The following is a 24,754-nucleotide window of genomic DNA, read 5'->3' as shown; positions in this document are numbered from 1 at the left end:
GCATGCGCCCGTCCCTCTTCGTCCTGCTGGCCGCGCTCGTGGCCGCGTGTGGCCCCGACCTCGAGCTGCAGAGTGAAATCCGCCGCGTGCGCGTGCTCGCGATTCGCGCCGAGCCCGCGGAATTGGTGCTGGACCCGAACGCCCCCACGCTCCCGGGCCCGATGACGTTCGACGCGCTGGCGGTGGCCGCGGACGCGCGCCCCGTCACCGTCAGCTATGCGCTGTGCCGCTTCACCGGCAACCCCTACGACGGTCGCTGCCCGGGGGACAACGGCGTCCCGCTGCCGGAAGGCGTGCTGTCGCTCCAGGACCCCAACGTGCAGGCGGTGCTGTCCGAGGCGCTGCAAGCGGCCAATCCCGGCGGAGGCCCGGTGGACCCGAACGACCCGGCGCTGCTCGCGGCACTGCAGGAGGGCATTCCCCTCTTCGTCGGCTACGAGGCCACGGACGGCACCGGCACTCCCGAGGGCACCGAGCGCGGCGTGCGCCGCGTGACGCTTCGGGCGGCGGCCGCGCCCAACCAGAACCCGGAGATGGCGGACGTCCTCTGGGAGGGCGCGCCGCTGGTGGGCCCGCTGCCGGTGGGCACGGAGGTGACCTTCCGGCCGGTGCTCGCGGAGGGCAGCGCGGAAGTCTATGAGGCGGAGGACGGCCCGCGCACGGAGCAGGTCTTCTACAGCTGGTTCGCCACCGGCGACGGCGAGGTGAAGGAGTTCCGCTCGATTGAGTCGGTGGACGACAAGCCGGGCGACCCCACGTCGAAGTACGAGACGCCGGCCGCGCCCCAGCGCGTCACCTTCTGGGTGGTGGCGCGCGACGGGCGCGGTGGGGTGGGGTGGCTGAGCCGCACGGTGGACGTGGGCCCCTAGGCTTCAGTCGTGGAGTTGGTGCCTCACAGCCATTTCAGCGTGTAGCGCACGGTGTCGCCCTTGCGCTCCACCGTCTCGCTGGTGACGAGCTTCCCGAAGGCGAAGAACAGCCCGCGGAAGTAGCCCACCATCAGCGAGGGTGGCACCTTCGATTCACTCTCCATCACCACGGTGTCCTTCGTCAGGGACACCGTGCGTACGGCTTCATCAGGGGTGGCGTTCCTCACCACGGCCGACGACAGCGCGTTGAAGTCCTTGAAGACCTTCTCCAGCGTGTCGAAGCCCTGGGCCTTGGTGAGGTGGAAGGTCTTCTGGACGGCGGCCTGGCCGAGCGCCGTCATGGTGGTGTCCCCCAGCTTCGCGTGCAGGTCTTGAATCATCCGCACGTAGTCCTCCATCGGGTACCACGCGTCGTCCTTCATCTCCGCGATGCGCTTGCGGTGCTGGGGGAAGAGCAGCGTCGCGGTGGCGTCGAGCATGGAGCTCATGACGGCCCTGCAGTAGGCGCCCAGAATCTGACCAGCCATGTGGTGTGTCCGCCTTCGCGCGAGGGGTTCGCGAAGGACATCCCTTTGCGCACGATGATGACGCACGCATCGGGACGGGCGGAATGAGTCCGCCCGTACTCGCCCCGAGTCCGTCTCCTCTTCAGGAGGTCAGGTGGGCTGACGCACGCCCGAGGCCCTCGGCCACCGAGGTGAAGGCATCCGCCGTGCGCACGCGCTCCTCGCCGAAGCGGCGCACGTAGAGTTGACGCACCGCGGGAATCTGCGATGAGCCGCCGGTGAGGAACACCGCGTCGATGGCTGCCGCCTCCGGATGGCGGGCGAGCAGTCCCTCGGTGCACTGCTCCAGCTCGTCGAGCAGGGGCTTGCTGAAGGCGTCGAACTCGGCGCGGGTAATCGGCTCATGGAGGTGGATGCGACCCTCCTCGAAGTCCACTGTCGCCTGCTCGTCGCGCGACAAGCGCACCTTGGCCGCCTCAATCGCGCGGAAGAGCCGGTAGCCCAGGTTGTCCATGACCAGGTCATGGAGCGCCTGGATTTCGGCCTTCTTGTCGCTCGTCTCCAGCATCGTCTCGAGGAGTTCCTGGGTGGACTTCTCGCGGATGAAGGACATCTCGTGCCAGGAGAGCAGCTTGGCCATGACGTGCTGCGGAATCGGCAGTCGCTTGTCGCTGAAGCCGCGCACCCGGTACGTGGAGCCGGCGCCGAAGCGGGGCAGCAGCTTGTGGCGCATGATTTCGGCGTCGAAGCGGTCACCGCCGATGCGCACGCCGGTGGAGCCCACCACGTCCGGGCGCCGGTCCACGTTGCCGCGGCGCGAGGGCCCCAGGCGCATGAGCGTGAGGTCGGTGGTGCCGGCGCCGAAGTCGGCGACGAGGACGAGCTCGTCACGGGTGAGCTGGGCCTCGTAGGCGAGCGCGGCGGCGATGGGCTCGATGAGGAACTGCACCTGCTGGAAGCCGGCCAGCTCGGCGGCGCGGAGCAGGCGCTGCTGGGCGAGCGCGTCCGCCTGCGGGTCCGGGGTGAAGACGGCGGGGCGGCCGAGGATGACGGCCTCGGGCGGGCCGCCCATGTGGACACCGGCGGCCTCGCGCACGCGGCGCAGGAGGACGGCGACCAGCTCCTCAATCGTGTACGTGCGCCCCTTCACCTGGGTGGCGCGGAAGGAGTTGGAGTGGAGGAAGGACTTCACGGACTGGATGAAGCGCCCGGTGTTGTCCTCGAGGTAGCGCTGGATGGCGTCCGCGCCCGCGTAGATTTGCTGCTCGTCGTCCGGGAAGAAGAGGACGGAGCGGAACAGGCGCGGCTCCGAGGTGTGGGGCTGCAGGGGCAGCACCGTGCCGTCGGGCAGCGCCGCGGCGGTGTTGCTGGTTCCGAAGTCGAGTCCGCAGGCACGCATGGGGGTGCGCCCCTTACCCTCAAAGTCCTCTCAAGGGTAGCGCCGCGTGGAGGGGGCCGCCCGCTGGTGACCGGGCGGGTTGGCGGGCGCATGCATGGGGTGTGGGTTGGCTCCGCTGGAGGGCTCGCCATCTTTGCGCTGTCACTTTCACGACAGGAGACATCCATGAAATTCCGCGCGGGATGGTTGATGGCCGGGGCGGCGGCGCTGGTGCTGGGGACGGGCTGTGAGGAGCGGAGCAAGAGTCGCACCGAGCAATCGGGCGAGCAGGCGTCCGCGAGCAGCCAGGCAGAGCAGGCGCAGGAGCGCTCGGAGAACGCCTTCGGCAAGGCCCGCGACTCGCAGGAGGAGGCCACCGAGCAGCAGAAGGAGGCCGCCAACGCCCAGCAGGACCTCCAGGAGAAGCAGAAGGAGCTCCAGGATGCCCAGGCCCGCGCCGGGAAGGAGGCACAGGAGGCTCAGCAGGCGCAGCAGTCCGCCCAGCAGCAGACGCAGGCGGCCCAGCAGGAGGCGCAGTCGGCACAGGCCAGCGCGCTGGAGGCCCAGAAGAAGCAGCAGCAGGAGCTGGCGCAGCAGAGTCAGCAGAACCAGCAGCAGGCGCAGCAGCAGTCCGAGCAGCTCCGCCAACAGGCGCAGCAGCCGGTAGCCGCGGCGCCCGCGCCGGCCCAGCCCTCGCAGCAGCAGCCGGCCCAGCCTTCGCAGCAGCCGGCCCAGGCGCAGGCCAAGACCCAGGCGCAGGGCTCCGAGCAGCAGATTGTCGGCGAGGTGCTGACGTCGACCGAGCAGGAGGTGCTGCTCAGCTCGCGCGGTGAGCCGCAGCTCCGCCTGCAGATTGGCCCCCAGACGCAGGTGACGGTGGACGGCCGTCAGGCGAGCGCGGCGGACATCCAGGAGGGCAGCCAGGTGCGCGCCTCGTACCGCACGGACCAGAGCAGCGGCGAGCCGCAGGCGGTGCGCATCGAGGCCACGTCGCAGGTGAAGCCCACCGCGCCGGCCTCACCGGAGAGCGGCGAGTCGTCTCCGGGCGCGCCGACGCAGCAGCAGTAACCGTGGTATCCCCGCGCCCCGCCTGGGTCCCGCCGCTACACGGTGGAGGCCGGCGGGGCGCGGTGCATGCCACGGCAGGGCCTTCAGGCGCCCTCATCCACGACGCGGTTGCGTTGCACGCCGAGGTCGATGGCTCCGTCGTGGCAGTGGATGCGGGACTCCACGACGTCGCCGGCCTTCAGGTACTGGGAGCGCTTCGCCTGCGCCTTCAGGAAGAGCTCCCACTTCTTCTTCTCCGGCAGGAACGCGGCGAGCCGCTGCTTCGCGGGCGAGGGAATGGAGAGCGCGCAGCCGGCGGGCGTACCGGTGGCGATGAGGTCTCCGGCGAAGAGGTCCTGCAGTCCCGACAGCTCGGTCAGGGTCTCCGCCGGGCCGAACACGAGGTTCGCGGTGGAGTCCCGCTGCCGGACCTCTCCATTGACGGTGAGCTCCAGGTGGAGCTGCTCCAGTCGGGGAATGTCCCGGGGCTCCAGGAGGCAGAGCCGGGGGCCGACGGGGCCGAAGGTGCGGTAGCTCTTGCCCTTGTAGAACTGCATCTGCGGAATCTGGACGTCGCGCGCCGAGTAGTCGTTGACGATGACGATGCCCGCGATGAACTCGTGCAGGGAGGCCGGCGTGACGACGGCCCCGCGGTCCAAATCCCGCTTGAGCACCAGGCCCAGCTCGACCTCGTAGTCGAGGAACCGCACGTGCGAGGGCCTCACCAGCTCGCTGTCGGCGGGCACGATGCAGCTCTGCGCCTTGGTGAAGAACATGTTGAATGTCTTCGCGTCCGGGTCCATCCCCGACTCGAGCATGTGCTGCCGGTAGTTCGCGCCCTGGCAGAGGAACTGCTGGTTCCGCGTCACCGGTGACAGCAGCCGGACCTCCTCCCTGGCGAGGCTGGGGCCCTCGAGCGCGCAGAGGCTGGCGACGGTGTGGCCGCGGATGAAGTCGCCGGTGGTCGGGAAGTCGCCCGGAACCGGCGTGAGCCGGTCCTCGCGCGCCACGCCCCATTGGGCGCGGCCCTGATGCTCGAAGCGCATGACGTGCAGTGGCATGGAGGTGTTCCTCGAAGGTCAGGCCGGTGCTAGCCGAAGAGTCGGGCGAGGGTGCGCAGCTTGCCGAGGCTCAGGTCCGGACTGCGGCGCAGGTTCCGCAGGATGCGCAGCAGCACCCGCGGCGTGAGTGGGGGCCGGGAGAAGCTGCGTGGCATGGGCTTGCCCCACTGCGCCATCGCCTCGCGCGAGGTGGGGTGCACGCCGGCCGGCACGTCGGCGGTGAAGAGGTCCCCGTCGGTGTAGTGCTCGTGCTTGTCTCCGTAGGGGTCATGCCAGTAGTCGAAAATCTGGCTGCCGAGGATGTGACGGCCGACACCCCAGGCATGCCGCCAGCCCCTGTCGCGCAGCACGCGGTGGCCCATGCCCACGGCGTCCGTGTCCACGACCTCGTAGGCGCTGTGGCTGTACGTGGGCATCACTCCCTGGGCCAGGGCCACCGTGTGGTGGTCCGCTGGATGGGGGCCGAGGTCCAGGCGCAGGAAGGCGACGGCCGGAGAGCCGTCCGGCAGCACCTGCACGTCGGAGGGCAGCAGGCCGAAGTGCTGGAGGTACCAGTGGGCCGTCGCCTGGAAGTCCACCACCTCGAGGACCACATGGCCCAGGCGGATGACGTCGGGCGGCGCCACCGGCAGCCGCTGCGTGCCGTTGATGCGGGGATGCGCGTCCACGGAGTTGAGTGGCATGGGCGCGCGGTGGGGCAGCGCCTCGGCCTCCGCCGCGCCATGGACGGCGTGCACCGCGAAGCCGGAAGGGTCCGTCAGCCGCACGCGCTCGCCACCTCCGGGCCAGGGTGAGGGCTCCAGCTCGGAGGCGCCGGGGAGCATCGCGAGCTTCTCCAGGTCCTCACGCGAGCCCACGCGCAGGCCGAGCCCGGCGAAGCGCGGCCTCCGGCCCTGCAAGGCCACGTAGCAGAACGGCGCCGGTGCCGTGCCGCGCAGGAACAGGGCCACGTCCGTCCGCGCGGCCACGCGCAGGCCGAAGTCGGTGAGGAAGCGCTCGGTGAGGTCGAGCTCCGGACGCTCGAACATCAGGAAGGCGAGTGCCCGGGCCTTCACCGTCGGGTGCGGGTGGCGGGACAGGGGAGTGGGCGGGGATGGCGGCATGGGAGCGGCTCCGGCACTCAGGGGTGGGGGGAAGGCCCGGCCGCGCGCGGGGCGCCGAGCAGGAGGAGTGCCTCGCGAACGAGGCGGTTCACCTCGCTGACGGGGCCGTCGGTCAGCACGGTGCGGTCCGGCCGCACGATGGCCGCCCAGCCGAAGGGCGCCGCGCCGGGAGTCAGCGCTTCATGCAGGTCCTCCCAGGAGTCGCCGTGGGCCGCGCGGTGCAGCCGCTGGCCGCGGTGCCGGAGCTGCACCACCCTGCCACCCGCGGCGGTGAAGGCGGCCCGGGCCGCCGCGTCGAGTTGCCCGCCGGCGTCCGGGCCGAAGCCGAGCAGCGTCAGCGAAGGTCCGAGCACGTCGTCGCTCAGTCGCACCGAGCCGTCGTCCCCCCGCAGCCAGCCCTGGGGCAGCATGCCGCCGCGACGCAGGCGCGAGCGCGAGCGTCCCCGGACGAACAGCCCCCGCTCGAAGTGCTGCCGGGGCTTGACGCCCAGCTCCTCGAGCCAGGTGCGCACGGGCGGCACCAGCCGGAGCAGCCGCATCAGTCCGTGCGTGAGCATCGCCATGGCGGCATTGCCCGGCATCACCAGCCGGCCCATCCGCTGGGCGAGCGCAATCATCCTCCGGGCATGCGGGCGTCGCTCGGCGTCGTAGCTGTCGAGGATGGAGGGCGCGGCGCCGTAGCGCAGCACCCAGGCGAGCTTCCAGCACAGGTTGGCGGCATCTCGCAGGCCCGCGACGAGCCCCTGGCCGACGAACGGCGGCGTGACGTGGGCGGCGTCGCCGGCCAGGAACACGCGGCCGCGGCGGAAGGCATCCGCCGTGCGCGCGTGGAAGCGGTAGACGGCCCTGCGCTCGATGTGCAGCTCCTCGGGGCGGCCCCAGCGTGAGAGCAGGCGCAGCACGCCCTCGTCGCTCGTGACTTCCTCGCGCGACTCTCCGGGCCGCAGCATGAACTCCCAGCGCTCGCGGCCGCCCGGCGCCACCATGTGCGGCGTCGGCCGCCGCGGGTGGCACAGGAACTCCACGTGGTCGATGGGCCGCGGCACGTGCCTCGCGTCGACAATCAGCCAGTCCTCGGCGTAGGTGCGCCCCTCGAAGTCCAGCCCGATGAGCCGGCGCACGGCGGAGCCGGCCCCGTCCGCGCCGACGACATAGGCCGCTTCCACCTCGGCCGTGCTCCCGTCGGCGTGCTTCAGCGTCGCGACGACGGCCCCACCCCGCTCCTCGAGCTCCGTCAACTCCACCCCCAGGGCCGTGTCCACGGTGGGGTGCGACGCCACCTTCGCGCGCAGCGCCTGTTCCAGCTCGGGCTGGAAGAAGGTGACCAGCTTCGGGTGCCCGTTGATGGCGCCACCGGTGTTGATTCGCGCGAACTCGCCGCAGTACGGCGAGTGCATCCGCACGTAGGGAATCGCGAGCGTGGGGAAGGCATCCTCCGGAAGGCCGCAGAGCTGGAGGATGCGCAGCGCTTCATTGTCGAGCGCGATGGCGCGCGGATGCATGAGCAGCTCCCGCGAGCGGTCGACGACGAGCGTGCGCACGCCATGCCCGCCCAGCAGGCTCGCCGCCGCGGCTCCGACCGGACCGAAGCCGACCACCAGCACCTCGACCTTCGCGGGGAGGGACACCATGATTTGAATGTATTGGTCAAAACTGATGACTTTGTCAACTTTGACGGCCTGCTATGCTGGAGGCCGCCCGCCCGCTCGAAGCCATGCCCAAGCCCGCCGCCCCGAAGCGTCCCCAGCGAACGCGCCCGTCCCCGAAGCCCGCGAAGGTTGTCCCGCCGGAGAAGGAGCCGCGTGGCGCACGCCGCAAGCGTGAGACGCGCGCGCGGTTGATGGACGCGGCGCTGCGGCTGATGTCGGAGCGGGGAATGGAAGGGGTGGCCATCAACGAGATTACGGAGGCCGCCGACGTCGGCTTCGGGTCCTTCTACAACCACTTCGAGTCCAAGGAGGCCATCCACGGCGCGGTGATGGACACCGTCTTCGAGGGCTTCGCCGATGCGCTCGACCGGCTCACGGTGGACACCACCGACCCGGCGGAAATCATCGCGGTCTCCATCCGTCACACCCTCCGGCGTGCGCGCCGGGAGCCAATCTGGGGGCGCTTCCTGATGCGCGAGGGCTCTTCGGCCCGCGTGTTGTCACGCGGCCTCGGGCAGCGCCTGCTGCGCGACATCCAGAGGGGCCTCGAGGCCCGGCGCTTCAAGGCCGACGACCCGTTGATGACCTTCGTCGCCGTGGGCGGCACCGTCCTGGGCGCCATTTCCGTGGAGCTGCAGTTCGGTGTGCCGGGCGCGCCGCAGGCGGAGCTGCTCCGTGGCCTCGGTCTGGACGCGGAAGGCGTGCCGGAGCGAGCCGCCACCATGGTGCTGCGCACGCTCGGGCTGTCCGCGGTGGAGGCAGCGGCCGTCGCGAGGCGGCCACTCCCCGAGGGGGCGGTGACTCCGGAGCCGGTGGGGTAGGGCTCCCGTCACGCGAGCATCCGGCGCAGCCGCCGGGGAATCTCCTCGGAGTGCCAGCGCTGAACCTCGCGCGCAAGCTCCTTCGCCAGCACCGCGCGCTCATCTTGCACCTGCGGCAGCAGCGCCCGCGCGGCCTTGCGCTCCGTCGGCGCGGCCTCGGCGGCGAGCCGCTCGAAGAGTTCCAGCCGCACGTCCGCGTCGTGCAGTTCGCCCAGCCCGTCCTGCAAGGGAACGAGTACCTCCAGCATCGCGTCCATCGTCCGGCGGAAGGCCGGCTGGAAGATTTCCAGCTCGTAGCGCAGCTTCTTCAAGTCCTTGCGCAGTGCATGCGCGGACTCCGCGTCCGGCGCGTCCGCGTACGCCTCCATCCGCTTGCGCACGGTGCGCACGCGCGCGCGCAGGACCTTCCGCACCCGCCGGCCACCGAAGCGGTGCGCGCTGTCGTCCAGCGCATCCACCTTCTCCAGCAGCCGCGGAATCGTCCGCTTCACCCAGCGCTTCAGCTCCGCGCGCAGCAGGCGCTCCTTTTCGTCCAGCGAGGCCATCCGCGCGTCGCGCAGGGCGAGGACGCCCGCGCGCGTGCCGCGCTTCTCCTTCTCCGCCTTGCCGGCCGCGCCCTCCAGCCAGGCCGCCTGCACGTGCAAGTCCCGCACGCCCCCCAGCGCGTCCTGGAGGCGCTTCACGTCGCGCTCCAGCTTCTTCAGTCCCCCGAGGGAGCGGAACACCAGGAGGGCCGCGCGCAGGCGGCGGGTCGCCACGCGCATGTCATGGACGGACTCGTCATCCACGCCGTCCTCGAGCCCGGCCTCCGGCTTGCGCACGTCCGCGAGCCGGCCCGCGAGGATGCGCCGCGCGGCGTGTCCCAACTGGCTGTCGGGGCCCAGGCCCCGGATGGGTGTGGGGTGTGCCACTCAGCCCTCCGTGAGCGCGTACTGCCGCAGCATCCGCTCCGCGCCCTCTGGCCCCTCCCACCCGAGGATGCGCGCGTCCTTGTCCTCGAAGTGCACGGCGGCGAGGAAGAAGTGCTCCAGTTCCTCGCGCTCGCGCTTGGAGAGCTGTTGAAAGGTCTGCAGGTGCTCGGCGCGGGTGGAGGAGACGGGCACGGCGAGGATGCGGTCATTGCGCTCGCGCTCGCCGGGCTTGCCGCCGCGCTTCTTCTGGTCCACCTGCAACACGCCGAGCGCGCGGCTGGGCAGCACCACGCCGGGCCACGTCGTGTCGTCCCAGTACACCATGACGTCCAGCGGGTCCCCGTCCGGCCCCTTCGTGGAGGGGATGAAGCCCCAGTCGAAGGGGTAGCGCAGCCCGCGCGTGAGGGGCCGGGAGATGGAGAAGGCCCGCAGCGTGGGCTCGTACTTCAGCTTCACCGTCGAGCCGCGAGGCGACTCGACGACCACGTGGAAGGCGCCATTCTGCCCGCGCAGGGGCAGGCGGGTGAGGTCCGTCACCATATGCGGGCAAGGTTGGCCGCATCACCGCCCGGGGCAAGCACCCACCCCTCGCCCCCGAGGAGCGCGGCCTACCAGCCAGGGCCATGCGTCTCCAGGGGTGGCGCCGCGTCCAGGAGCCTGCGTGTGGCCCGCGCCGCGGCCAGCCCGCCCAGCGTGTACCAGGCGACGGTGAAGAGCGACGTGGACGTCCGCGCGCGGGCGGGCCCTCGGCCCAGCCCCAGGTACGACGGCAGCACCACCGCGCCCAGGCCCGCGAGCAGCCCCAGCACCGCGCCGCGCAGGTACGGCCGCTTCGGCCGGCCCAGCGCCACCAGTGAGTAGAAGAGGGTGTTGGTCAACGCATCCCCCGCGAGCGACTGCCGGTGCAGGCGCAGGCCGTGCGCGGGCCTGCCGCCGAGCCAGCGGAGGCCCTTCTTCAGGGCGCGCTTGCCTGGCACATCCATCCGGGGCGGGTGCTCCAGCACGCGGCGGGCACCCTCGTGGACGAGCGTCAGGGACGTGGCGCCCACCAGCCCCGGCCCGAGGGCACGGAGCAGGAGGCGGGGACGCGAGGGGACAGACGGTTCCATCATGCGCTTCAAGCTACGCACCGGCCTTCCGCTGCCCCGCGCCTGCCCCGCCTGCCCGCCCGCCCTGCACCCGGGCGCTGCTACTTCTTCAGCTCCGGCACCTTCATGCCGCGCTGCACGGCGGGACGGCTGCCCACGCGGTGCAGGTACTGCGGGACGTTGCGCAGGCCCTGGAAGAGGTCCGGGTTGTACTCGCGCGCGCCCGCCACCCACGGGTAGATGGCACAGTCCGCGATGGAGAACTTGCCCGCCACATAGTCACCCTGGCCGAGCTGCGCATCCAGCACGCCGAGGATGCGCCTGGATTCATTGCGGTAGCGCTCAATCGCGTGCGGCACGTACGCCTTGCTGAAGCGGGTGAAGTAGCCGAGCTGCCCGAGCATGGGGCCGATGCCGCCCATCTGGAACATCAGCCACTGCGTGACTTCGGCCTTGCCGCGTGGGTGGGAGGGCAGCAGCTTGCCCGTCTTCTCCGCGAGGTAGAGCAGGATGGCGCCGGACTCGAAGACAGTCAGGGGCCGGTGGTCCACCGGCGCGTGGTCGACGATGGCCGGAATCTTGTTGTTGGGGTTGATGGCCAGGAACTCGGGCTTGAACTGGTCGCCCTTCGTGATGTCCACCACCTTGACGTTGTAGGGCAGCTCCATCTCTTCCAGCGCGATGGACACCTTGCGCCCGTTGGGCGTAGCGAACGTGTACAGGTCAATCATGCCTTCACTCCCGTGAGCTGCTCGCTCACCTGCCAGAGCCGCTCCGCGAGGGCGTCATCCCGGGCCGCGGAGGACGCCTTCTTCGGTCGGCACTTGTAGAAGTACTCCCCGGACACCGACTCCACTTCGGGCGAGGACGCCAGGTAGATGGACGTCCGCGCTCCCTTCTCCGCCGAAAGCATGAACGGCGCGCCCAGCTTGACGATGTGGCGGAAGAAACCCTTCGTGTTGTGGCCGAAGCCCGTGCGCACCACGCCGGGGTGCAGACAGTTGGCCGTCACCCCCGTCCCCTTCAGCCGCTTCGCCAGCGCGCGGGTGAACAGGATGTTGGCCAGCTTGGAGGTGCCGTACACGCGGAAGGAGGCATAGTCGCGCTCGCTCTGGAGGTCCGCGAGGTCCATCCTGCCGACGCGGTGGGCGTCCGAGGAGACGGTGACGACGCGAGCCGGGGCGCTGGCCTTGAGCACGTCCAGCAGCAGATTCGTGAGGAGGAAGGGCGCGAAGTGGTTGGTGGCCATCGTGCCCTCCAGTCCGTCCCCCGTCACCTCGCGGTTGTCGAGGATGAGGCCCGCGTTGTTCAGCAGCACGTCCAGCCGCGGGTAGCGGGCCTTGAAGGTGGCGGCCAGCTCGCGCACGGACTGGAGCGAGGCGAGGTCGGCCTTCAGCCACTCCACCTTCGCGCCGGGGGCGGCGGCGCGCACGGCGCTGACGGCGGCCTCGGTGCGCGTCGCGTCACGGCCCACCAGCACCACCGTGGCGCCCAGGCCCGCCAGCGCCTTGGCCGCCTCCAGGCCGATGCCGCCGGAGGCTCCGGTGATGAGGCAGACCTTCCCGTCCATCCGCGTCTGTGAAGTCAAAAAGCGTCCTCCGTCGCGAGAGGACGCCTTCTATACGCCGGAGCCGGCCCGCGCGCTCGCCCAACCGCGAGCGCGGCGGTGCCTTCTGCTCATTGCCCGTCAGGCGTTGGGGGGCCGGGAGCCGGCTTCTTCCCCGGCGCCGCGGCGCGCGTTGGCTCGCACGTCGCCGTGCAGGTGGCTCTCCAGGAACCACAGGTCCAACTCCACCTCGCCCAGCGACTGCGTGAGCAGGTCCACGGTGACGGGGTCATTCAGCTCCTCGGAGCGGTGGATGCCGTTGCGGATGCTGGCCCCGTAGCGCGCGAAGCGGTCCACCAGGGCGCGCAGGTGCGCGTCGCCGTCCACGGCCTGCAAGTCGTATTCGGGCAGCTCGCTGTTCTTCGCGGCGAGGCGGATGGTGCCCTCGGCGTAGCCGCCCAGGGTGCCGGCGCGCTCGGCGAACGCGTCGGCCTGCTTGCGCGCGTGCTTGGCCAGCTCGTCGAACAACTCGTGGCGGCTGTAGAAGTGCTTGCCGCGGATGTTCCAGTGGGCCTGCTTTATCTGCCAGTGCAGGTCGATGGAATCGGCCAGCAGGATGTTGAGGGAATCGATGAGCTCTTCGCGCGCGTCGGCGGGGAGATTCACGTGACTGGGAAAGTTCATGTTCCGGCCTCCTCCAGAGGGCCCCCCAAGGGTGGGGATGGCCCCGGGGGACGCCAATCCACGCCGCGACGGCTGGAGGGCAGGCGGCCAGGCCTCACACGGCGCGGCCCCGGACGCCCACGTCCCCGGGAGCGGCCAGCCGTGCGGACAACTCCGTGGCCGCGCGCTCGCCGGACTCCACCGCGCCGTCGATGTAGCCACAGCCCTCGAGGGCCGTCTCGGTGCCCGCCCAGTGGACGCGGCCGAAGGGGGCGCGCAGGGCCTCGCCAATGGCGGTGAGGGTGCCGGGGCGGGGGAGGCCCACGTAGCAGCCCTTGCTCCAGGGCTCGGCAATCCAGTCCAGGTCCGCGACGGCGGTGGGCTTCAGGGCCTGGGGGCCGAAGAAGCGCGCGAAGGAGTCCAGCGCGGCGCGCCGCCGCTCCTCCGGAGGACGCCCCGTCCACGCGCGCGCCGTCTCTCCGAGGAAGAAGCCCACCAGGGCGGGATGGTGGCCGTCCGCGCCGCAGTCGTCGAAGCACAGGCGCACGGGGCCGGTGTCGCTCACGGCCTCGCCGGAGAAGCCGGCCTCACGCCAGAAGGGGCGCTCGTAAGTGGCCACCACCTTGATGACGCTGCCCATGGGAATGTCCGCGTGGGCGCGGCGGCGCCCGGCGGGGAGGGCGGCGCCGAAGTCGATGCGCTCGGCCAGCGCGGGCGGTACGGCGACCACCGCGTAGCGCGCGCGCCACGTCCGGCCATCCCCGGCGGTGACGGTGACGCCGTCCGCGTCCTGGAGCACGGCGTGTACGGGGGTGGAGAGGTGGACGCTTCCGCCCAACTCAGAGGCCATGCGGAGGCTGAGCGTCTGGGCGCCGCCCTTGAAGCGCTCGGCCTGGGCGCCGCCCTCGATGGTGGTGAGGGGCATGAGGCCGTTGTTGGAGTGGATGTAGAAGAGGAAGTGGAGGAAGGACAATTCCGAGGGCTCGGCGCCGAAGACGGCGCGGGTGGCGATGTCCAGCGCGGCGCGGGCGCCCCACGTGGGCACGTGGCGCTGCTTCCATTCCTCCAGCGTGAGGGCGTCCCACTCGGCGGCGCGGGGCGCGGCGTCCGGGCGCTCGCGGGGGACGCGCTTCGACAGGCCGTCCAGCTTCCAGATGATGCGCTGGAGGTCCAGCAGCGACAGCAGTGGCAGCGACGGTACCTGGCCGCGATAGGTGCGCAGCGCCCCGCGCACGTCGAGCACCTTGGTGCCCTGGTGGTGCTGCGGAAAGCGCTTGAGGCCCAGTTCGTCCGCGAGGCGCAGCACATGGCGCTGTTGGGGGCCCACCCACTGGCCGCCGAGGTCCACGGCCTCACCCCCGAGGGACTGGGTGAGCGTGCGTCCACCGACGCGCTCCCGGGCTTCGAGCACGGCGACGGAGAACCCGGTCCGCGAGAGCGCCCGCGCGGCGGTGAGCCCCGCCACCCCCGCGCCCACGATGACGACATCCGCTCCGCTCGCGTCCATGTGCCCTCCGGGGCGGGACTCTATGCCGGGCGCAAGAGGCGCGCGCCACGGGGTGCCCGCACCGGACATGGAGTGCCGGGGTCCACTCGAGGCCGTGCTTCCATCCGTGCTGGCGCTACGATGGTGGCCCTTCGTTGTGGATGGATGGTGAGGAGCCATGCTCGCGCTCGACCTCGTGGAACGGCTGCGCCAGGTGTCGCCGGCGGCGGCGAATGCCCTGATGACGGTGGCGGTGAAGAACATCATCCCGCTGTCGGCGGTGATGGGCTTCAAGGTGGAGGAGGCGTCCGACGCGAGGACGCGCGCGTCCGTGCCCCTCAAGCGACGCACGCGCAACCACGTGGGCGGCGTGTACCTGGGCGTGCAGGTGACGGTGATGGAGTTGACGATGGGGCTGTGGCTCTTCCGCCGCTTCCCGCCGGGCCGCTACAACGCGCTGGTGGACAAGGTGGAGGTGTCCTTCCACGCCAAGGCGAAGGGCGGCGTGCGCGCCATCTGCGAGCCGCCCGCCGAGCTCTTCACCACGCTGGACGCCGCCCTCCGCGAGAAGAACGACAAGGCCCGCGAGTGGGTGCCCGTGCGGCTGGAGGACTTCGAGGGCAGGCACATCGCGGACGCGCGCTTCCTCGCGGTCCTCAAGCGCTACTGAGGCGTGGACGCTTCAGGCAGCCTGCGCGAGCCATCACCCTCGAAGCGGACCTGGACGACCTGCCGCCCACGGCCGTCGACCTGGACGACCTCGCGGTAGAGGAGCAGGCCCGGGCCGTCATCGCGCGGGTTCCTGGCGAAGATGGTGTAGGGCCCCGGCACCAGCTCGCTGAAGTCGTTCTGCGACTCGTAATAGATGATGCCCCCCGAGTATTGCTCCCGCATGTCCGTGCTCATGTTCTCGATCAGCGGGTGCTCCACGAGCTTGACCCAGCCCGGGATGTCGGCGGGCCAGTCGTGCGCGCCGGGAACGACGAAGATGGCGTCGTAGTGCGTCGACTCGGGGAGCAGCACTCGGAGCCGCCCGGCGCCTTGCGAGGCCTGGACGACGACGGTGGCGCTGTTCTCGGGGGAGACCTCCACGCGCACCGGGGCGAAGCGGTACGGGACGCGCGGCCCCGCCCGGCGCATGGAGGGCTTGTGGGTGGCGCGGACCTCGTAGCTCCCCGCGGGCACGCCGTGGACGGCACGGCCCGCGCCGTCCGTACGCAAGGTGAGGAGGCCCCACGTGCCCTCCGCCATGACGTTCATGCCCGCGAGGGGCGCTCCCCGCGCGTCCCTCACGAGGACCTCCAGGCGGGAGTCCTCCGAGGGAAATTGGACCTCGACCTTCCCGTCCTTCCCGGCGGGGATGCGCTGCCGCAGGAGCCGGTCGTCCCACTTCGTCCAGAGTGCCACTTCCCGGCCCACCGGCACCGGTCCGAGGGAGAAGCGGCCGGAGGCATCCGTGCTCGTCGAGTCGGCGCCGCCCCTGGCTCCATTCCAGCTCGCGCGGAGGTCCACCGACTCCACCGGCTTGCCATCCGGGCCCACGACGCGGCCCGTGAGCGGGCGTCCCCGCTCGAGCACGATGTCTGGCAGCTCCGCATGCAGTGACTTCAGGCCGAGGAGCGGAAGTTCCTGGGACACGAAGCCGGCGGACTCGATGTGGGTGAAGCAGGTGGACCCGAGCTGGAAGCGCCCCTTCGCGTCGCGCACGCGCCTCGAGCCCACCTCGAAGCTCTTGAGCGGAGTGCCCTGCTCGTCGACCACGCGGCCGGCGGCGCTCCTCACGCAGCGGGGGGCCAGCACGATGTCGGGCGCGGGGCCTCCCGTTCGAGCCGTGGCATCACCCAGGCCCTCCTGGTGTTGGATGTGGAGCCCGTACTCTCCCTCTCGAAAGGGCTCCAGCGTGAAGCGGCCCTCGGCGTCCGTCGTGGCCGTTGCCAGCTCCCGAGGCGCGGACGTGTTGCGGAGGAGGTCTCCGTCCAGCGGCACGGAGGGGAAATGCTGCCAGGCCTCCACCGTGGCTCCGGCCACGGGCTGCCCATCCAACCTCCGCACCCGTCCCGAGATGGGGGTCGCGGAGCGCTGCGGGAAGCGGAGCTCCATGCGCAGGTCGTCCGTGCCGGGGCCTGATTCGAAGTCCTGCCACGCGTAGCGCTGGAACTGTTCCTTCTCCACCCAGAAGGCCAGCACCCGATAGCGGCCGGGCGGGGGAGCCGCGTGGCCCGCCTCTCCACGGTCGTTCGTCTGGAGCCAGACGTTGGTGGCGTCCAGCGACTCGGAGACGACCTGCACATGGCTGCCCGGAAGGGGCACTCCGTCGGGGCCGAGCACGCGGACCTGGAGCGCGCGTGGACCCTCCAGCCTCGCACCCGCATCTGGCACCCCCGCGTCATCCGCGGGAGGGGCGCCAGTCGCGCAGGACGACAGGGCAGGCAGGAGCAACGCGAGCAGGACACGGAGCAAGGACTGCATGCGGCTGACTCTAGGCGGGACTGCCCATGGACGCGGCCGGCGCCGCGCTCGAGGCACGCAAGAAACCGCATGCGGCCGGCGCCAGGCGGCACCTCCGGTGGACGCGGACCGCGCCCGGTTCTTGGCTGCCCGCGGCCGACCCCATGCTGGCTTTCCGGGTCTGGGGAATCGTCGGGACAGCTCGCGTACCTCGGAGCGGGCGGGGACGCAGGGGATGTCTTGCGGGGAGCGGCGCAATATGACGGCGGAACTGCCCGGCAGGCAGGACGGCGTGACGGGTCAACACCCGGACCTCGGGGCGCTTCACGCGGATGGCCCGGCGAGGCAAGCTGACTCTTGTGTCGCGTCGCTCCCGGCTGGGCCTCACACTGCTGCTCTCGGTGCTCCTGCACGCAGCGCTCTTGTTCGCGCTGTCGCGGGTCCCGTCCGCCCGGCTTCCGGAGCAGCCGTCGACGCAGGTGGTGGAGCTCGAAGTCCTGCACACGCCCCCAAAGACGACGGCGCCGGCTGCTCCCGGTGCGGCCGTGCGGCCGCCCGGCCGTGTGACGGCTCCTCCCCGGCACCAGGCCGAGCGCCCTTCGCCATCGGAGTCAGGGACACCGGAACCCCAGGTGGCGACCTCGCCCCCGGAGTCGGGCGCTTCCCGGCAGGACACGCCGTCGGAAGCGAAGACCGGACAGGACGACGCGACCGCGAAGGCGGAACCCCCGAAGTCGGACGCGCCGTATGCTCCCGCGGAAGAGCGGGCGGAGCGGCCCATCCTGGTGCCGGGGCATCTGCTGGGTGAGGGGCTGACGGGAAAGCCACCCTCGACGGGACGGACGTTGCGCAACACGGGAGAGGTGCCCGACCCGAAGGTCATCGCGCGGCAGCAGGCGGAGGAGGCGCGCGAGAAGGTGGATGGCTGGGCCAAGGACTCGCTGGCGTCGGCGCGCGCGGAGAGCGGGGCGCCCTCGCCGTACTTCGCGAAGCTGCAGAAGGACTTCTCGAAGGAGTTGGTCAATCCACCGCCGCCGGACCTGAAGGTGCTCGCCTCGCGGATGAAGCGCGAGCAGGTGGAGGCCATCGAGCGCTTTGGCAAGACGGGCAGCCCCTACGCCCCGAAGGAGCGCGACCATCGCCTGGAGCAGCGCAACCGGTTCCAGGCCGCCGTGGAGGCGGGACGCGCCGCGAACATGTTCATGGTAGACGTCACCGAGCCCATCCTGGCGCTCGCCGCCGTCGTCGAGGTCCGCCAGGCCCGCGACGGGAAGGTGCTGGACCTGCAGGTGATTGAAGGCTCCGGCGACCCGAAGTTCGACGAGTGGGCCGTTTCCCAGCTCCGCGAGGCCCTCGCCCAGGCAGACGCCCCCAGCGACGGCGGCGTGGGCATCCACGACGACGGGATGCGGAGCCGGTGGCGGTTGAAGGAGTTCCTCGGCAACCCCAGGGTGCAGATCCACCTGATTGGCGTCTACTGACCCAGGGCTCGAAGGAGGCCCGCGCCGGGCTGCGGGGCTCTCGAGTTCTCACGGTCCACACAGGTGGTGAGACGTGGAACACGCCGTGCCTGTGCCAGCGTCGCGAGCTGTTCCCGCCCAGGCCTCCGCCACCGGTTGCCCCTCCATGTCAGACCTACCCGGTAGACAGGAGCGCGTGGAAGGAACGTTCCTTCCAGCCGTCGGTCGCCCGCGGGGGCGGGGTAAGGGGAAGGGGAATGGGGATTCTGGAGCAGATGCGCGCCGACGCCATGTGCGAGGCGGCGGTGTTGCTGGCGCGTCGGGGGTACGAGCACGTGCAGGCCTCGGAGCTGGCCCGGGCGCTGCGCATGTCGGTGGGCACCCTCTACCGGCGCTACGGCAGCAAGCATGGCTTCGCGCTGGCGGTGCGGGATTTCGCGGAGAGTGCCCTGTGCATCCGGGCGCGCAGCGGCTTCGAGTGTGAGCACGGCAGGGAGGGCGTGGACTTCCGCCAGGCCTTCTTCTCCTTCTGGTGGGAGCTGGTCGGTGCGGCCCTGGATGAACCCGGCCTTTTCGCCTTCACGTTCCTGCACTGGCACCCGCAGGTCCCTGGACCTCATGCGCGCTACGCTCTCACGCCGTATGTGCCGCGCTCCCTCGGGCCACTCCCGTCCGACGCTCCCGCTGCGCATGCGCCCGAGGCTTTCGGGCCCGAGGCGCTGGAGGCGTATGCCCCAGATGACTCCGAGCCAGATGTCCTGGAGCCGTATGCGCCAGACGGCCCCGGGGCAGATGACCTGGGGACGCATTCGCTCCAGTCCTCCAGACCTCGCGCGCCGCGCGCCCTGGGGCCGCAGTCACACGGCAGGGCGGCGAGGGCGCTGGTGCGCGAGATTCTGGAGCAGGGCGAGCGTGAGGGCGCGCTGGCTCCTGGAAGCGCCCGCGTGGGCGAGGGCCTGGTATGGGGCGCGCTGATGGAACTGGTACGCGCGCCGGCCGAGGAGGGCGTGCAGGTGACTGAAGCCGAGGTCCTCGCCTCGGCCGCGTTTCTCTGGCGAGCCCTGGCGCCTGCCGCGGACTCCGGGCCTCGGGGCACGGATGCTCCTCCTTCAGGTACCACCCAGCCTCCCTCCATGATGCCTGGCGGCCCCACGGTGGCGCCTTCGACGGCGCCAGGGGAATCGACGGCTGGCGCGTCCTCCCGCCGTGTCTCGCGCCTTGAATCAGGTGTCGCCGCGATGCGTGTACACGGGGGCGCCTCGCGGGGCCGTGCCCTCGGTGGCGTGGCCTTCCTTCACCCAGTACTCGATGCCGCCAATCATCTCCTTCACGCGGAAGCCCAGCGCGGCGAAGCGCGCGGCCGCCTTGGTGGAGCCGTTGCAGCCCGGACCCCAGCAGTAGGTGACGATGACGTCGTCCCTGTTCAGGTGCGCCGTCGTCTCCGCGGTGATGGTCCGCGAGGGAAGGTTGAGTGCGCCGGGCACGTGGCGCTCGGCGTAGGCCTCCTTCGAGCGCACGTCCACCACGACGAAGCCCTTCTTGCCGCGCTCCAGGTCCAGGTGGACATCGGCGGGGTCTGTCTCGACGGACAGCTTCGCGAGGAAGTGACGCCGCGCCTCCTCGGGTGCGGCGGCCGGGGTTTCGAGGACGAAGGAGAACGGGGTGGCGGCAGTGGTCATGACGAAACCTCCAGTGACTTCGACGCGGGGAAATGTGCCCCCGGAGTGGTCCGGCGGGAAGCTCCATTTCGTGTCATGGGCATGGGCCATTATGGCGGTGGCGACGGTTGCCTGAAGGTCCAGGCCCTGGCTTCATGGCGCCATGCCGAAGCGGGCCGCCGGGGTGCCACTTCCCTTCTTGCAGCCGGACACGGGCGGAGGGGCGCCCCTCCACCGTCAGCTCTACGAGCGCCTCCGAGAGGCCATCCTCTCCGGTGCGCTCGCGCCGCGCAGCCGCCTGCCTTCCACGCGCACGCTGTCGCGCGAGCTGGGCGTCTCGCGAGGCACGGTGGAGGGCGCATTCGCGCAGTTGGACGCGGAGGGCTTCCTGGCGCGGCGCGTGGGCTCCGGCAGCGTGGTGGCCCTGCCCGAGCATGCGCGTCTGCCCCGGAGCGGCGCGGCGGCGCCGGGCCGTCGCAATGGCGTCCCAGCGCGTCCGGGCCTGTCACGTCGGGGCCAGCGGCTGTCGCGCGACGTGCTCCCTCCGGAGCCCCGCGACGTCCAGCCCTTCACCCCGTGCCTGCCCGCGCTGGACCTGTTTCCCACGCGCTTGTGGGGACGCGCGGTGGCGAGGCAGGCCCGGCTGCTCGGCCCGGAGTCGATGACAGCGGGGGAGCCCGCGGGCTTCCGTCCGCTGCGAGAGGCGATTGCCGCCCACCTGGGCACGGCACGCGGCGTGCGCTGTACGTGGCGGCAGGTGCTCGTGCTCGCCAGCACGCAGCAGGCGCTGGACCTGTCAGCGCGGCTGCTGCTGGATGAAGGGGACCCGGTCTGGCTGGAGGAGCCCGGGTATCTCGGGGCCCGCGCCGCATTCGAGTCCTCGGGGGCCCGCGTGTTTCCGGTGCCGGTGGACGCGGAGGGGCTGCGCGTCGAGGTGGGGAAGCGTCGCGCGCCCGGGGCGCGGCTGGCCTACGTCACGCCGTCGCACCAGTACCCGCTCGGCGTGACGCTGAGCCTCCCCCGGCGGCTGGCGCTGCTGGAGTGGGCCCGGGCCGCGAGCGCCTGGGTATTCGAGGACGACTACGACAGCGAGTTCCGCTACGCCACGCGCCCGCTGGCGGCGATTCAGGGCCTGGACGTGGCGGGGCGCGTCCTCTACGCGGGCACCTTCAACAAGGTGATGTTTCCCTCGCTGCGGCTCGCGTTCCTCGTCGTCCCGGAGGCGCTGGTGGATGCCTTCTCCGCCGCGCGGGCCGCCACGGATGGCCATGCGCCGCTGCTCTCCCAGGCGGCCATGGCGCACTTCATGGAGGCCGGGCACTACGCCGCGCACCTGCGGCAGATGCGGCTGGCCTACGCCGAGCGCAGGGACGCGCTGCTGGATGCCCTGCGTCGCGACGCGGACGGGTGGCTGCGCCCCGGAGCGGCGGAGGCGGGCATGCACGTGACGACCTTCCTCGCGTCGGGCGCGCGGGACGAGGACGTCGTGCGGCGCGCGGAGACGAAGCGGCTCGGGGCTCGCAGGCTGTCGCCGCTCTACCTGGGCCGCGACGCGGAGCAGGGGCTGGTGCTGGGCTTCTCCGGCGCGAGCCCCGCGGGACTGCGCGCGGCCGTGCGCATGCTCACGCGACCGCGGAACGGCTGAGCCTTCAGCGCGCCTCTTCCTCCATCAGGAAGTCCACGATGCTCTTCCACATGGACTCGAACTGGGGCCGGCGGAAGCCGGAGCCGGAGATGAGCCAGTCCACGTGCGGCGGCTGGTGCGCTGGCTGGTCGAAGTGGCCAATCGCATCCAGGTGGTCCGCGCGCACCGCCGCCAGCACGCGGCCATACACCTGCGAGCGCGTGGGGACGATGCCGTCACACGCAGTGGGCCCCGGCAGCGCCCCGTAGGCCTGCACCAGCGCCGCCGTCTGGGCGGGCGTGTGCGGCGGCAGGGACGTCAGCGGCATCCGCTGCGTCTGCCCGTACACCAGCGCGTAGATGGTGTGAGTCAATTGCGCGTACGGGTCCAGCCCCGCGGCCATGCGCGTGCGGAACGACGGCGGCCGCGCCTGCGTCACCACCGAGCCGTACCGCACCCCCGGCCGGTCGAGGGTGCTCGCGTTGAAGAGGTCGATGCCCTCCGGCGTGAGCTGCGGAATCAGCGACGTGTCGTTGCCCACGTCACTGAGGAACTTCGCCACCGCGTCCCGCCGCTCGGAGGAGAAGTCCCCCAGAAGCTGGTCATAGAGCTGGTCCAGCAGCGTGGGCTTCCACCCGAGGTTGTCGTCCGCGCGCGCCAGCACGTGCCCGAAGCGGAACGCCACCCGCAGCGGCAGCCGGCCGTAGCGCAGCACGTACACCGTGAAGAGCGACAGTAGCTTCAATATCTTCTGACCGAACAGGCCCATGAAGAACGTGGCCAGCGGCGTGCCCGCGTGCGGCGTGGACACCGTCACCACCGAGCGCACCCGCTGCGCGAAGGGCTCCAAATCCAGCCCCTCCGCCAGCTGTGCCCCGGGGCTGACGAACAGCCGTGAGTCCAGCCCGCCCGTCGAGTGGCCCACGAGGTGGATGGGCCCGTCGTCGCCGGCCGCCGTCTCCTGCACGGCCCTCAGCAGGTCCGCCGTGCGCGTCCGGATGGAGGCCGTCGGGTGCGAGAGGACAATCGTCACCTCGGACTCCACCCCACGGCGGGCCAGCTCCGCCTTGAGGTAGTCGTACGCGTGGCCGAAGTAGATGAGCTCGCCCAGGTTGATGAAGCCGAAGAAGCCGGGGACGAGGTAGATGTGGTGCTTCGCGGGCATTGCCCCCACCATACCTGACGCGACGCGTGAAGCCCCGCCGGGAATGCACCCCGCGCACGGTGGTTGACGCGCGCCTGTCCTCATGACGAGAACGGGTCTCCTACTCCCAGTCATTCCAGAAGGACGACCGCACGTGGACCGCAGACTGCTCGCACTCGGCCTGCTGCTGTCCCTCCCCGCCTCGGCGGACGAGGGCATGTGGACCTACGACGCATTTCCCTCGGAGGCCGTGAAGAAGGCCTACGGCTTCGCGCCCACGCAGGCATGGCTGGACAAGGTCCGCCTCGGCTCGGTGCGGCTCGCCGGCGGCTGCTCCGCCAGCTTCGTGTCACCCGACGGCCTGGTGATGACCAATCACCACTGTGTCCGTGAGTGCATCGAGGATTTGTCCTCGCCGAAGGAGGACCTGCTGGCCAAGGGCTTCGTGGCGAAGACGCCCGCCGAGGAGCGCCGCTGCCCCAAGGTGGAGGCCAACCAGTTGGAGAAGATGACCGACGTCACCGAGCGGATGAACGCGGCGACGAAGGGCCTCACCGGCGCGGCCTTCAACACCGCGCTCAAGAAGGAGATGGCCGCGGCCGAGTCCGAGTGCGCCACCTCCGTGGACCGGCGCTGTGACGTGGTGACGCTCTTCAACGGCGGGAAGTACCACCTGTACCAGTACCGCCGCTTCCAGGACGTGCGGCTCGTCTTCGCGCCCGAGTTCTCCATGGCCGCCTTCGGTGGCGACCCGGACAACTTCAACTTCCCGCGCTTCGGCTTCGACGCGGCCTTCCTGCGCGTGTGGCAGGGCGACGCGCCCGCGAAGAGTCCGGACTTCCTGCCGTGGGCGAAGGAGGGCGCGAAGGAGGGGGACCTCGTCTTCGTCTCCGGCCACCCCGGCGGCACCGAGCGCAAGGCCACCGTCGCCGAGCTGGAGTTCCAGCGTGACGTCAACCTGCCGTACACGCTGCTCCAGCTCGCGGAGCTGCGCGGCATGCTGCGCGAGTTCGCCAGCACCTCGCCCGAGCGCTACCGCACCACGCGCTCGCGGCTGCGCGCCGTGGAGAACGGCCTCAAGGCGCTGCGCGGCCGGCAGCAGGCGCTGGCCGACCCGGCGCTGCTCGGCCGCAAGCGCCAGGAAGAAGCCGAGCTGCGCAGGAAGGTGGACGCCAACGCGCAGGTGAAGGCCGCCACCGCGGGCGCGTGGGAGGAGACGGCGCAGGCGCTCGACGCGTACCGCCGCATGCTCCCCGAGTACAAGATGAAGGAGGGAGCAGACGCGTACCCCGGCGAGCTGTTCACCCTGGCCCGGCAGCTGGTGCGCGCCGCCGACGAGCAGCCCAAGCCCAACGCGGAGCGGCTGCGCGAGTACACCGAGGCCCAGCTGCCCTCCCTGCGCCAGCAGTTGCTGCGCGGCGCGCCCATCGCCGTCGAGCTGGAGCAGGCGCAGCTGGCCTTCGGCCTCAACCGCGTGCGCGAGACGCTGGGCGCGGATGACCCCTTCGTGCAGCTCGTGCTCGGCCGCGAGGCGCCGGCGGACCTCGCCCGCTCGCTGGTGAAGGGCACGAAGCTGGGCGACGTGAAGGTGCGCCAGGCGCTGCTCGAGGGCGGCAAGGCGGCGGTCGATGCGTCGAAGGACCCGATGATTCTCCTCGCGCGCAAGGTGGACGCGGAGGCACGCGCGGTCCGCAAGCGCTACGAGGACACGGTGGAGGCGGTGCTCAAGCGCAACGGCGAGCGCATCGCCAAGGCGCACGTCGCGGTGTACGGCACCTCCGGCTATCCGGACGCCACCTTCACCCTGCGCCTCAACCACGGCCAGGTGAAGGGCTGGGACGAGAATGGCCGCGCCGTGCCGCCGCTCACCACCTTCGGCGGCGCCTATGCGCGCCACACCGGCAAGGAGCCGTTCAAGCTGCCGGACTCCTGGATGAAGGCGCAGGGGAAGGTGCCCGCCGGGACGCCGCTGGACCTGGCCACCACCAACGACATCATCGGCGGCAACTCGGGCTCACCCATGGTGAACCGGGAAGGACGCGTGGTGGGGCTCATCTTCGACGGCAACCTGCACTCGCTCGGCGGCCGGTACGCGTACGTGCCCGAGACGAACCGCGCCGTCGCCGTGCACGGGGACGGCATCCTCGCCGCCCTGGAGCACATCTACGGCGCCAACCGCGTGGTGGGCGAGCTGCGCGCCGCCAGTGACGCCAGCGCCCCGCCCGCGAAGTAGGCTCCGGCCTCGGGACGCAGGAGGTCGGCTCCCCGGGCTGGCCTCCTGCTTTCTCAAAA

Annotated in this window: 22 protein-coding genes and 1 pseudogene; 8 read left to right on the top strand and 15 right to left on the bottom strand. The window is 71.3% G+C overall.

The genetic code is table 11. The features are described from left to right. The first annotated feature begins 2 nt into the window (after positions 1 to 2). Positions 3 to 869, top strand: a complete 867-nt coding sequence (locus OV427_RS14980) for a hypothetical protein (protein ID WP_267856785.1) — start codon at positions 3 to 5, stop codon at positions 867 to 869. 23 nt (positions 870 to 892) lie between these two features. Here the strand turns inward: OV427_RS14980 and OV427_RS14975 are convergent, their stop codons facing one another. Beyond that, positions 893 to 1,396: a hypothetical protein gene (locus OV427_RS14975; RefSeq protein WP_267856784.1), complete on the bottom strand. Its 504-nt coding sequence runs from the start codon at positions 1,394 to 1,396 to the stop codon at positions 893 to 895. Between the two features lie 121 nt (positions 1,397 to 1,517). Further along, positions 1,518 to 2,774, bottom strand: coding sequence for an Hsp70 family protein (locus OV427_RS14970; RefSeq protein WP_267856783.1), 1,257 nt, complete (start codon positions 2,772 to 2,774; stop codon positions 1,518 to 1,520). A 165-nt stretch (positions 2,775 to 2,939) separates the two neighbouring features. Between OV427_RS14970 and OV427_RS14965 the strand changes: the two genes are divergently transcribed. Then, complete coding sequence (locus OV427_RS14965; RefSeq protein ID WP_267856782.1) at positions 2,940 to 3,821, top strand: hypothetical protein; 882 nt, start codon at positions 2,940 to 2,942, stop codon at positions 3,819 to 3,821. An 83-nt stretch (positions 3,822 to 3,904) separates the two neighbouring features. Here the strand turns inward: OV427_RS14965 and OV427_RS14960 are convergent, their stop codons facing one another. The 3 genes from OV427_RS14960 to OV427_RS14950 are packed head-to-tail and all read right to left on the bottom strand — an operon-like array spanning position 3,905 to position 7,595. Continuing rightward, on the bottom strand, positions 3,905 to 4,861 hold the full coding sequence (locus tag OV427_RS14960) for a fumarylacetoacetate hydrolase family protein (RefSeq protein ID WP_267856781.1): 957 nt from the start codon (positions 4,859 to 4,861) through the stop codon (positions 3,905 to 3,907). 29 nt (positions 4,862 to 4,890) lie between these two features. Beyond that, complete coding sequence (locus OV427_RS14955; RefSeq protein WP_267856780.1) at positions 4,891 to 5,964, bottom strand: VOC family protein; 1,074 nt, start codon at positions 5,962 to 5,964, stop codon at positions 4,891 to 4,893. A 17-nt stretch (positions 5,965 to 5,981) separates the two neighbouring features. After that, positions 5,982 to 7,595: a bifunctional 3-(3-hydroxy-phenyl)propionate/3-hydroxycinnamic acid hydroxylase gene (locus OV427_RS14950; RefSeq protein ID WP_267856779.1), complete on the bottom strand. Its 1,614-nt coding sequence runs from the start codon at positions 7,593 to 7,595 to the stop codon at positions 5,982 to 5,984. A gap of 83 nt (positions 7,596 to 7,678) precedes the next feature. On the opposite strand from OV427_RS14950, the gene OV427_RS14945 reads away from it, so the two are divergent. Continuing rightward, positions 7,679 to 8,434, top strand: a complete 756-nt coding sequence (locus OV427_RS14945; RefSeq protein ID WP_267856778.1) for a TetR/AcrR family transcriptional regulator — start codon at positions 7,679 to 7,681, stop codon at positions 8,432 to 8,434. 8 nt (positions 8,435 to 8,442) lie between these two features. Here OV427_RS14945 and OV427_RS14940 read toward each other — a convergent pair whose 3' ends face one another. The 7 genes from OV427_RS14940 to OV427_RS14910 form a co-directional block, all read right to left on the bottom strand. Beyond that, positions 8,443 to 9,345 (bottom strand): CHAD domain-containing protein, encoded by a 903-nt coding sequence (locus tag OV427_RS14940; protein ID WP_267856777.1) that lies wholly within the window; start codon positions 9,343 to 9,345, stop codon positions 8,443 to 8,445. After that, positions 9,346 to 9,885: an inorganic diphosphatase gene (locus OV427_RS14935; RefSeq protein WP_267856776.1), complete on the bottom strand. Its 540-nt coding sequence runs from the start codon at positions 9,883 to 9,885 to the stop codon at positions 9,346 to 9,348. 68 nt (positions 9,886 to 9,953) lie between these two features. Next, positions 9,954 to 10,457: a hypothetical protein gene (locus tag OV427_RS14930; protein ID WP_267856775.1), complete on the bottom strand. Its 504-nt coding sequence runs from the start codon at positions 10,455 to 10,457 to the stop codon at positions 9,954 to 9,956. Positions 10,458 to 10,534: 77 nt separating this feature from the next. Then, positions 10,535 to 11,164, bottom strand: a complete 630-nt coding sequence (locus OV427_RS14925) for a glutathione S-transferase family protein (RefSeq protein ID WP_267856774.1) — start codon at positions 11,162 to 11,164, stop codon at positions 10,535 to 10,537. After that, the gene (locus OV427_RS14920; protein WP_267863427.1) at positions 11,161 to 12,003 is read right to left on the bottom strand and encodes an SDR family oxidoreductase; all 843 of its coding nucleotides are present in this window, start codon (positions 12,001 to 12,003) and stop codon (positions 11,161 to 11,163) included. The genes OV427_RS14925 and OV427_RS14920 overlap by 4 nt, the downstream gene beginning before the upstream one ends. Before the next feature lie 117 nt (positions 12,004 to 12,120). Then, on the bottom strand, positions 12,121 to 12,663 hold the full coding sequence (gene dps / locus OV427_RS14915) for a DNA starvation/stationary phase protection protein Dps (RefSeq protein WP_267856773.1): 543 nt from the start codon (positions 12,661 to 12,663) through the stop codon (positions 12,121 to 12,123). A gap of 94 nt (positions 12,664 to 12,757) precedes the next feature. Beyond that, complete coding sequence (locus OV427_RS14910; protein ID WP_267856772.1) at positions 12,758 to 14,149, bottom strand: flavin monoamine oxidase family protein; 1,392 nt, start codon at positions 14,147 to 14,149, stop codon at positions 12,758 to 12,760. Positions 14,150 to 14,306: 157 nt separating this feature from the next. Here OV427_RS14910 and OV427_RS14905 point away from each other — a divergent pair, with 157 nt between their 5' ends. Continuing rightward, the gene (locus OV427_RS14905; protein ID WP_267856771.1) at positions 14,307 to 14,798 is read left to right on the top strand and encodes a DUF4442 domain-containing protein; all 492 of its coding nucleotides are present in this window, start codon (positions 14,307 to 14,309) and stop codon (positions 14,796 to 14,798) included. On the opposite strand, the gene OV427_RS14900 is transcribed toward OV427_RS14905, so the two are convergent. Next, a complete protein-coding gene (locus OV427_RS14900; RefSeq protein ID WP_267856770.1) occupies positions 14,792 to 16,597 on the bottom strand; it encodes a hypothetical protein in 1,806 nt (601 codons plus the stop codon). The two genes, OV427_RS14905 and OV427_RS14900, sit on opposite strands and share 7 nt — an antisense overlap. Positions 16,598 to 16,935: 338 nt before the next feature. On the opposite strand from OV427_RS14900, the gene OV427_RS14895 reads away from it, so the two are divergent. After that, complete coding sequence (locus tag OV427_RS14895; protein WP_267856769.1) at positions 16,936 to 18,057, top strand: ferrichrome ABC transporter substrate-binding protein; 1,122 nt, start codon at positions 16,936 to 16,938, stop codon at positions 18,055 to 18,057. Positions 18,058 to 18,293: 236 nt separating this feature from the next. Then, positions 18,294 to 18,452 (top strand): annotated as a pseudogene (locus OV427_RS50795) (helix-turn-helix domain-containing protein); the annotation flags it as partial. An 807-nt stretch (positions 18,453 to 19,259) separates the two neighbouring features. Here OV427_RS50795 and OV427_RS14890 read toward each other — a convergent pair. Then, positions 19,260 to 19,715, bottom strand: a complete 456-nt coding sequence (locus OV427_RS14890; RefSeq protein ID WP_267856768.1) for a rhodanese-like domain-containing protein — start codon at positions 19,713 to 19,715, stop codon at positions 19,260 to 19,262. Positions 19,716 to 19,857: 142 nt separating this feature from the next. On the opposite strand from OV427_RS14890, the gene OV427_RS14885 reads away from it, so the two are divergent. Then, positions 19,858 to 21,339 carry a PLP-dependent aminotransferase family protein gene (locus OV427_RS14885; RefSeq protein ID WP_267856767.1) on the top strand — a complete coding sequence of 494 codons (1,482 nt, stop codon included), beginning with the start codon at positions 19,858 to 19,860 and terminating at the stop codon, positions 21,337 to 21,339. A 4-nt stretch (positions 21,340 to 21,343) separates the two neighbouring features. Here OV427_RS14885 and OV427_RS14880 read toward each other — a convergent pair whose 3' ends face one another. Continuing rightward, on the bottom strand, positions 21,344 to 22,483 hold the full coding sequence (locus tag OV427_RS14880; RefSeq protein WP_267856766.1) for an esterase/lipase family protein: 1,140 nt from the start codon (positions 22,481 to 22,483) through the stop codon (positions 21,344 to 21,346). Between the two features lie 133 nt (positions 22,484 to 22,616). Between OV427_RS14880 and OV427_RS14875 the strand changes: the two genes are divergently transcribed. Next, entirely contained in the window at positions 22,617 to 24,695 is a 2,079-nt protein-coding gene (locus tag OV427_RS14875) for a S46 family peptidase (protein WP_267856765.1), read from the top strand. The last annotated feature ends 59 nt before the right edge of the window (positions 24,696 to 24,754 follow it).

Origin of the sequence: Pyxidicoccus sp. MSG2, assembly GCF_026626705.1 — a bacterium.
Classification (GTDB): Bacteria; Myxococcota; Myxococcia; order Myxococcales; family Myxococcaceae; genus Myxococcus.
This window is presented reverse-complemented; position numbering and strand designations above follow the sequence as displayed.

Coding starts and splice junctions, on each gene's coding strand:
- OV427_RS14920 (WP_267863427.1), bottom strand. CDS start 12,003: ATGGACGGGAAGGTCTGCCTCATCACCGGAGCCTCCGGCGGCATCGGC.
- OV427_RS14900 (WP_267856770.1), bottom strand. CDS start 16,597: ATGCAGTCCTTGCTCCGTGTCCTGCTCGCGTTGCTCCTGCCTGCCCTG.
- OV427_RS14890 (WP_267856768.1), bottom strand. CDS start 19,715: ATGACCACTGCCGCCACCCCGTTCTCCTTCGTCCTCGAAACCCCGGCC.
- OV427_RS14950 (WP_267856779.1), bottom strand. CDS start 7,595: ATGGTGTCCCTCCCCGCGAAGGTCGAGGTGCTGGTGGTCGGCTTCGGT.
- OV427_RS14935 (WP_267856776.1), bottom strand. CDS start 9,885: ATGGTGACGGACCTCACCCGCCTGCCCCTGCGCGGGCAGAATGGCGCC.
- dps (WP_267856773.1), bottom strand. CDS start 12,663: ATGAACTTTCCCAGTCACGTGAATCTCCCCGCCGACGCGCGCGAAGAG.
- OV427_RS14975 (WP_267856784.1), bottom strand. CDS start 1,396: ATGGCTGGTCAGATTCTGGGCGCCTACTGCAGGGCCGTCATGAGCTCC.
- OV427_RS14905 (WP_267856771.1), top strand. CDS start 14,307: ATGCTCGCGCTCGACCTCGTGGAACGGCTGCGCCAGGTGTCGCCGGCG.
- OV427_RS14945 (WP_267856778.1), top strand. CDS start 7,679: ATGCCCAAGCCCGCCGCCCCGAAGCGTCCCCAGCGAACGCGCCCGTCC.
- OV427_RS14925 (WP_267856774.1), bottom strand. CDS start 11,164: ATGATTGACCTGTACACGTTCGCTACGCCCAACGGGCGCAAGGTGTCC.
- OV427_RS14965 (WP_267856782.1), top strand. CDS start 2,940: ATGAAATTCCGCGCGGGATGGTTGATGGCCGGGGCGGCGGCGCTGGTG.
- OV427_RS14970 (WP_267856783.1), bottom strand. CDS start 2,774: ATGCGTGCCTGCGGACTCGACTTCGGAACCAGCAACACCGCCGCGGCG.
- OV427_RS14885 (WP_267856767.1), top strand. CDS start 19,858: ATGCCGAAGCGGGCCGCCGGGGTGCCACTTCCCTTCTTGCAGCCGGAC.
- OV427_RS14980 (WP_267856785.1), top strand. CDS start 3: ATGCGCCCGTCCCTCTTCGTCCTGCTGGCCGCGCTCGTGGCCGCGTGT.
- OV427_RS14960 (WP_267856781.1), bottom strand. CDS start 4,861: ATGCCACTGCACGTCATGCGCTTCGAGCATCAGGGCCGCGCCCAATGG.
- OV427_RS14930 (WP_267856775.1), bottom strand. CDS start 10,457: ATGATGGAACCGTCTGTCCCCTCGCGTCCCCGCCTCCTGCTCCGTGCC.
- OV427_RS14955 (WP_267856780.1), bottom strand. CDS start 5,964: ATGCCGCCATCCCCGCCCACTCCCCTGTCCCGCCACCCGCACCCGACG.
- OV427_RS14910 (WP_267856772.1), bottom strand. CDS start 14,149: ATGGACGCGAGCGGAGCGGATGTCGTCATCGTGGGCGCGGGGGTGGCG.
- OV427_RS14880 (WP_267856766.1), bottom strand. CDS start 22,483: ATGCCCGCGAAGCACCACATCTACCTCGTCCCCGGCTTCTTCGGCTTC.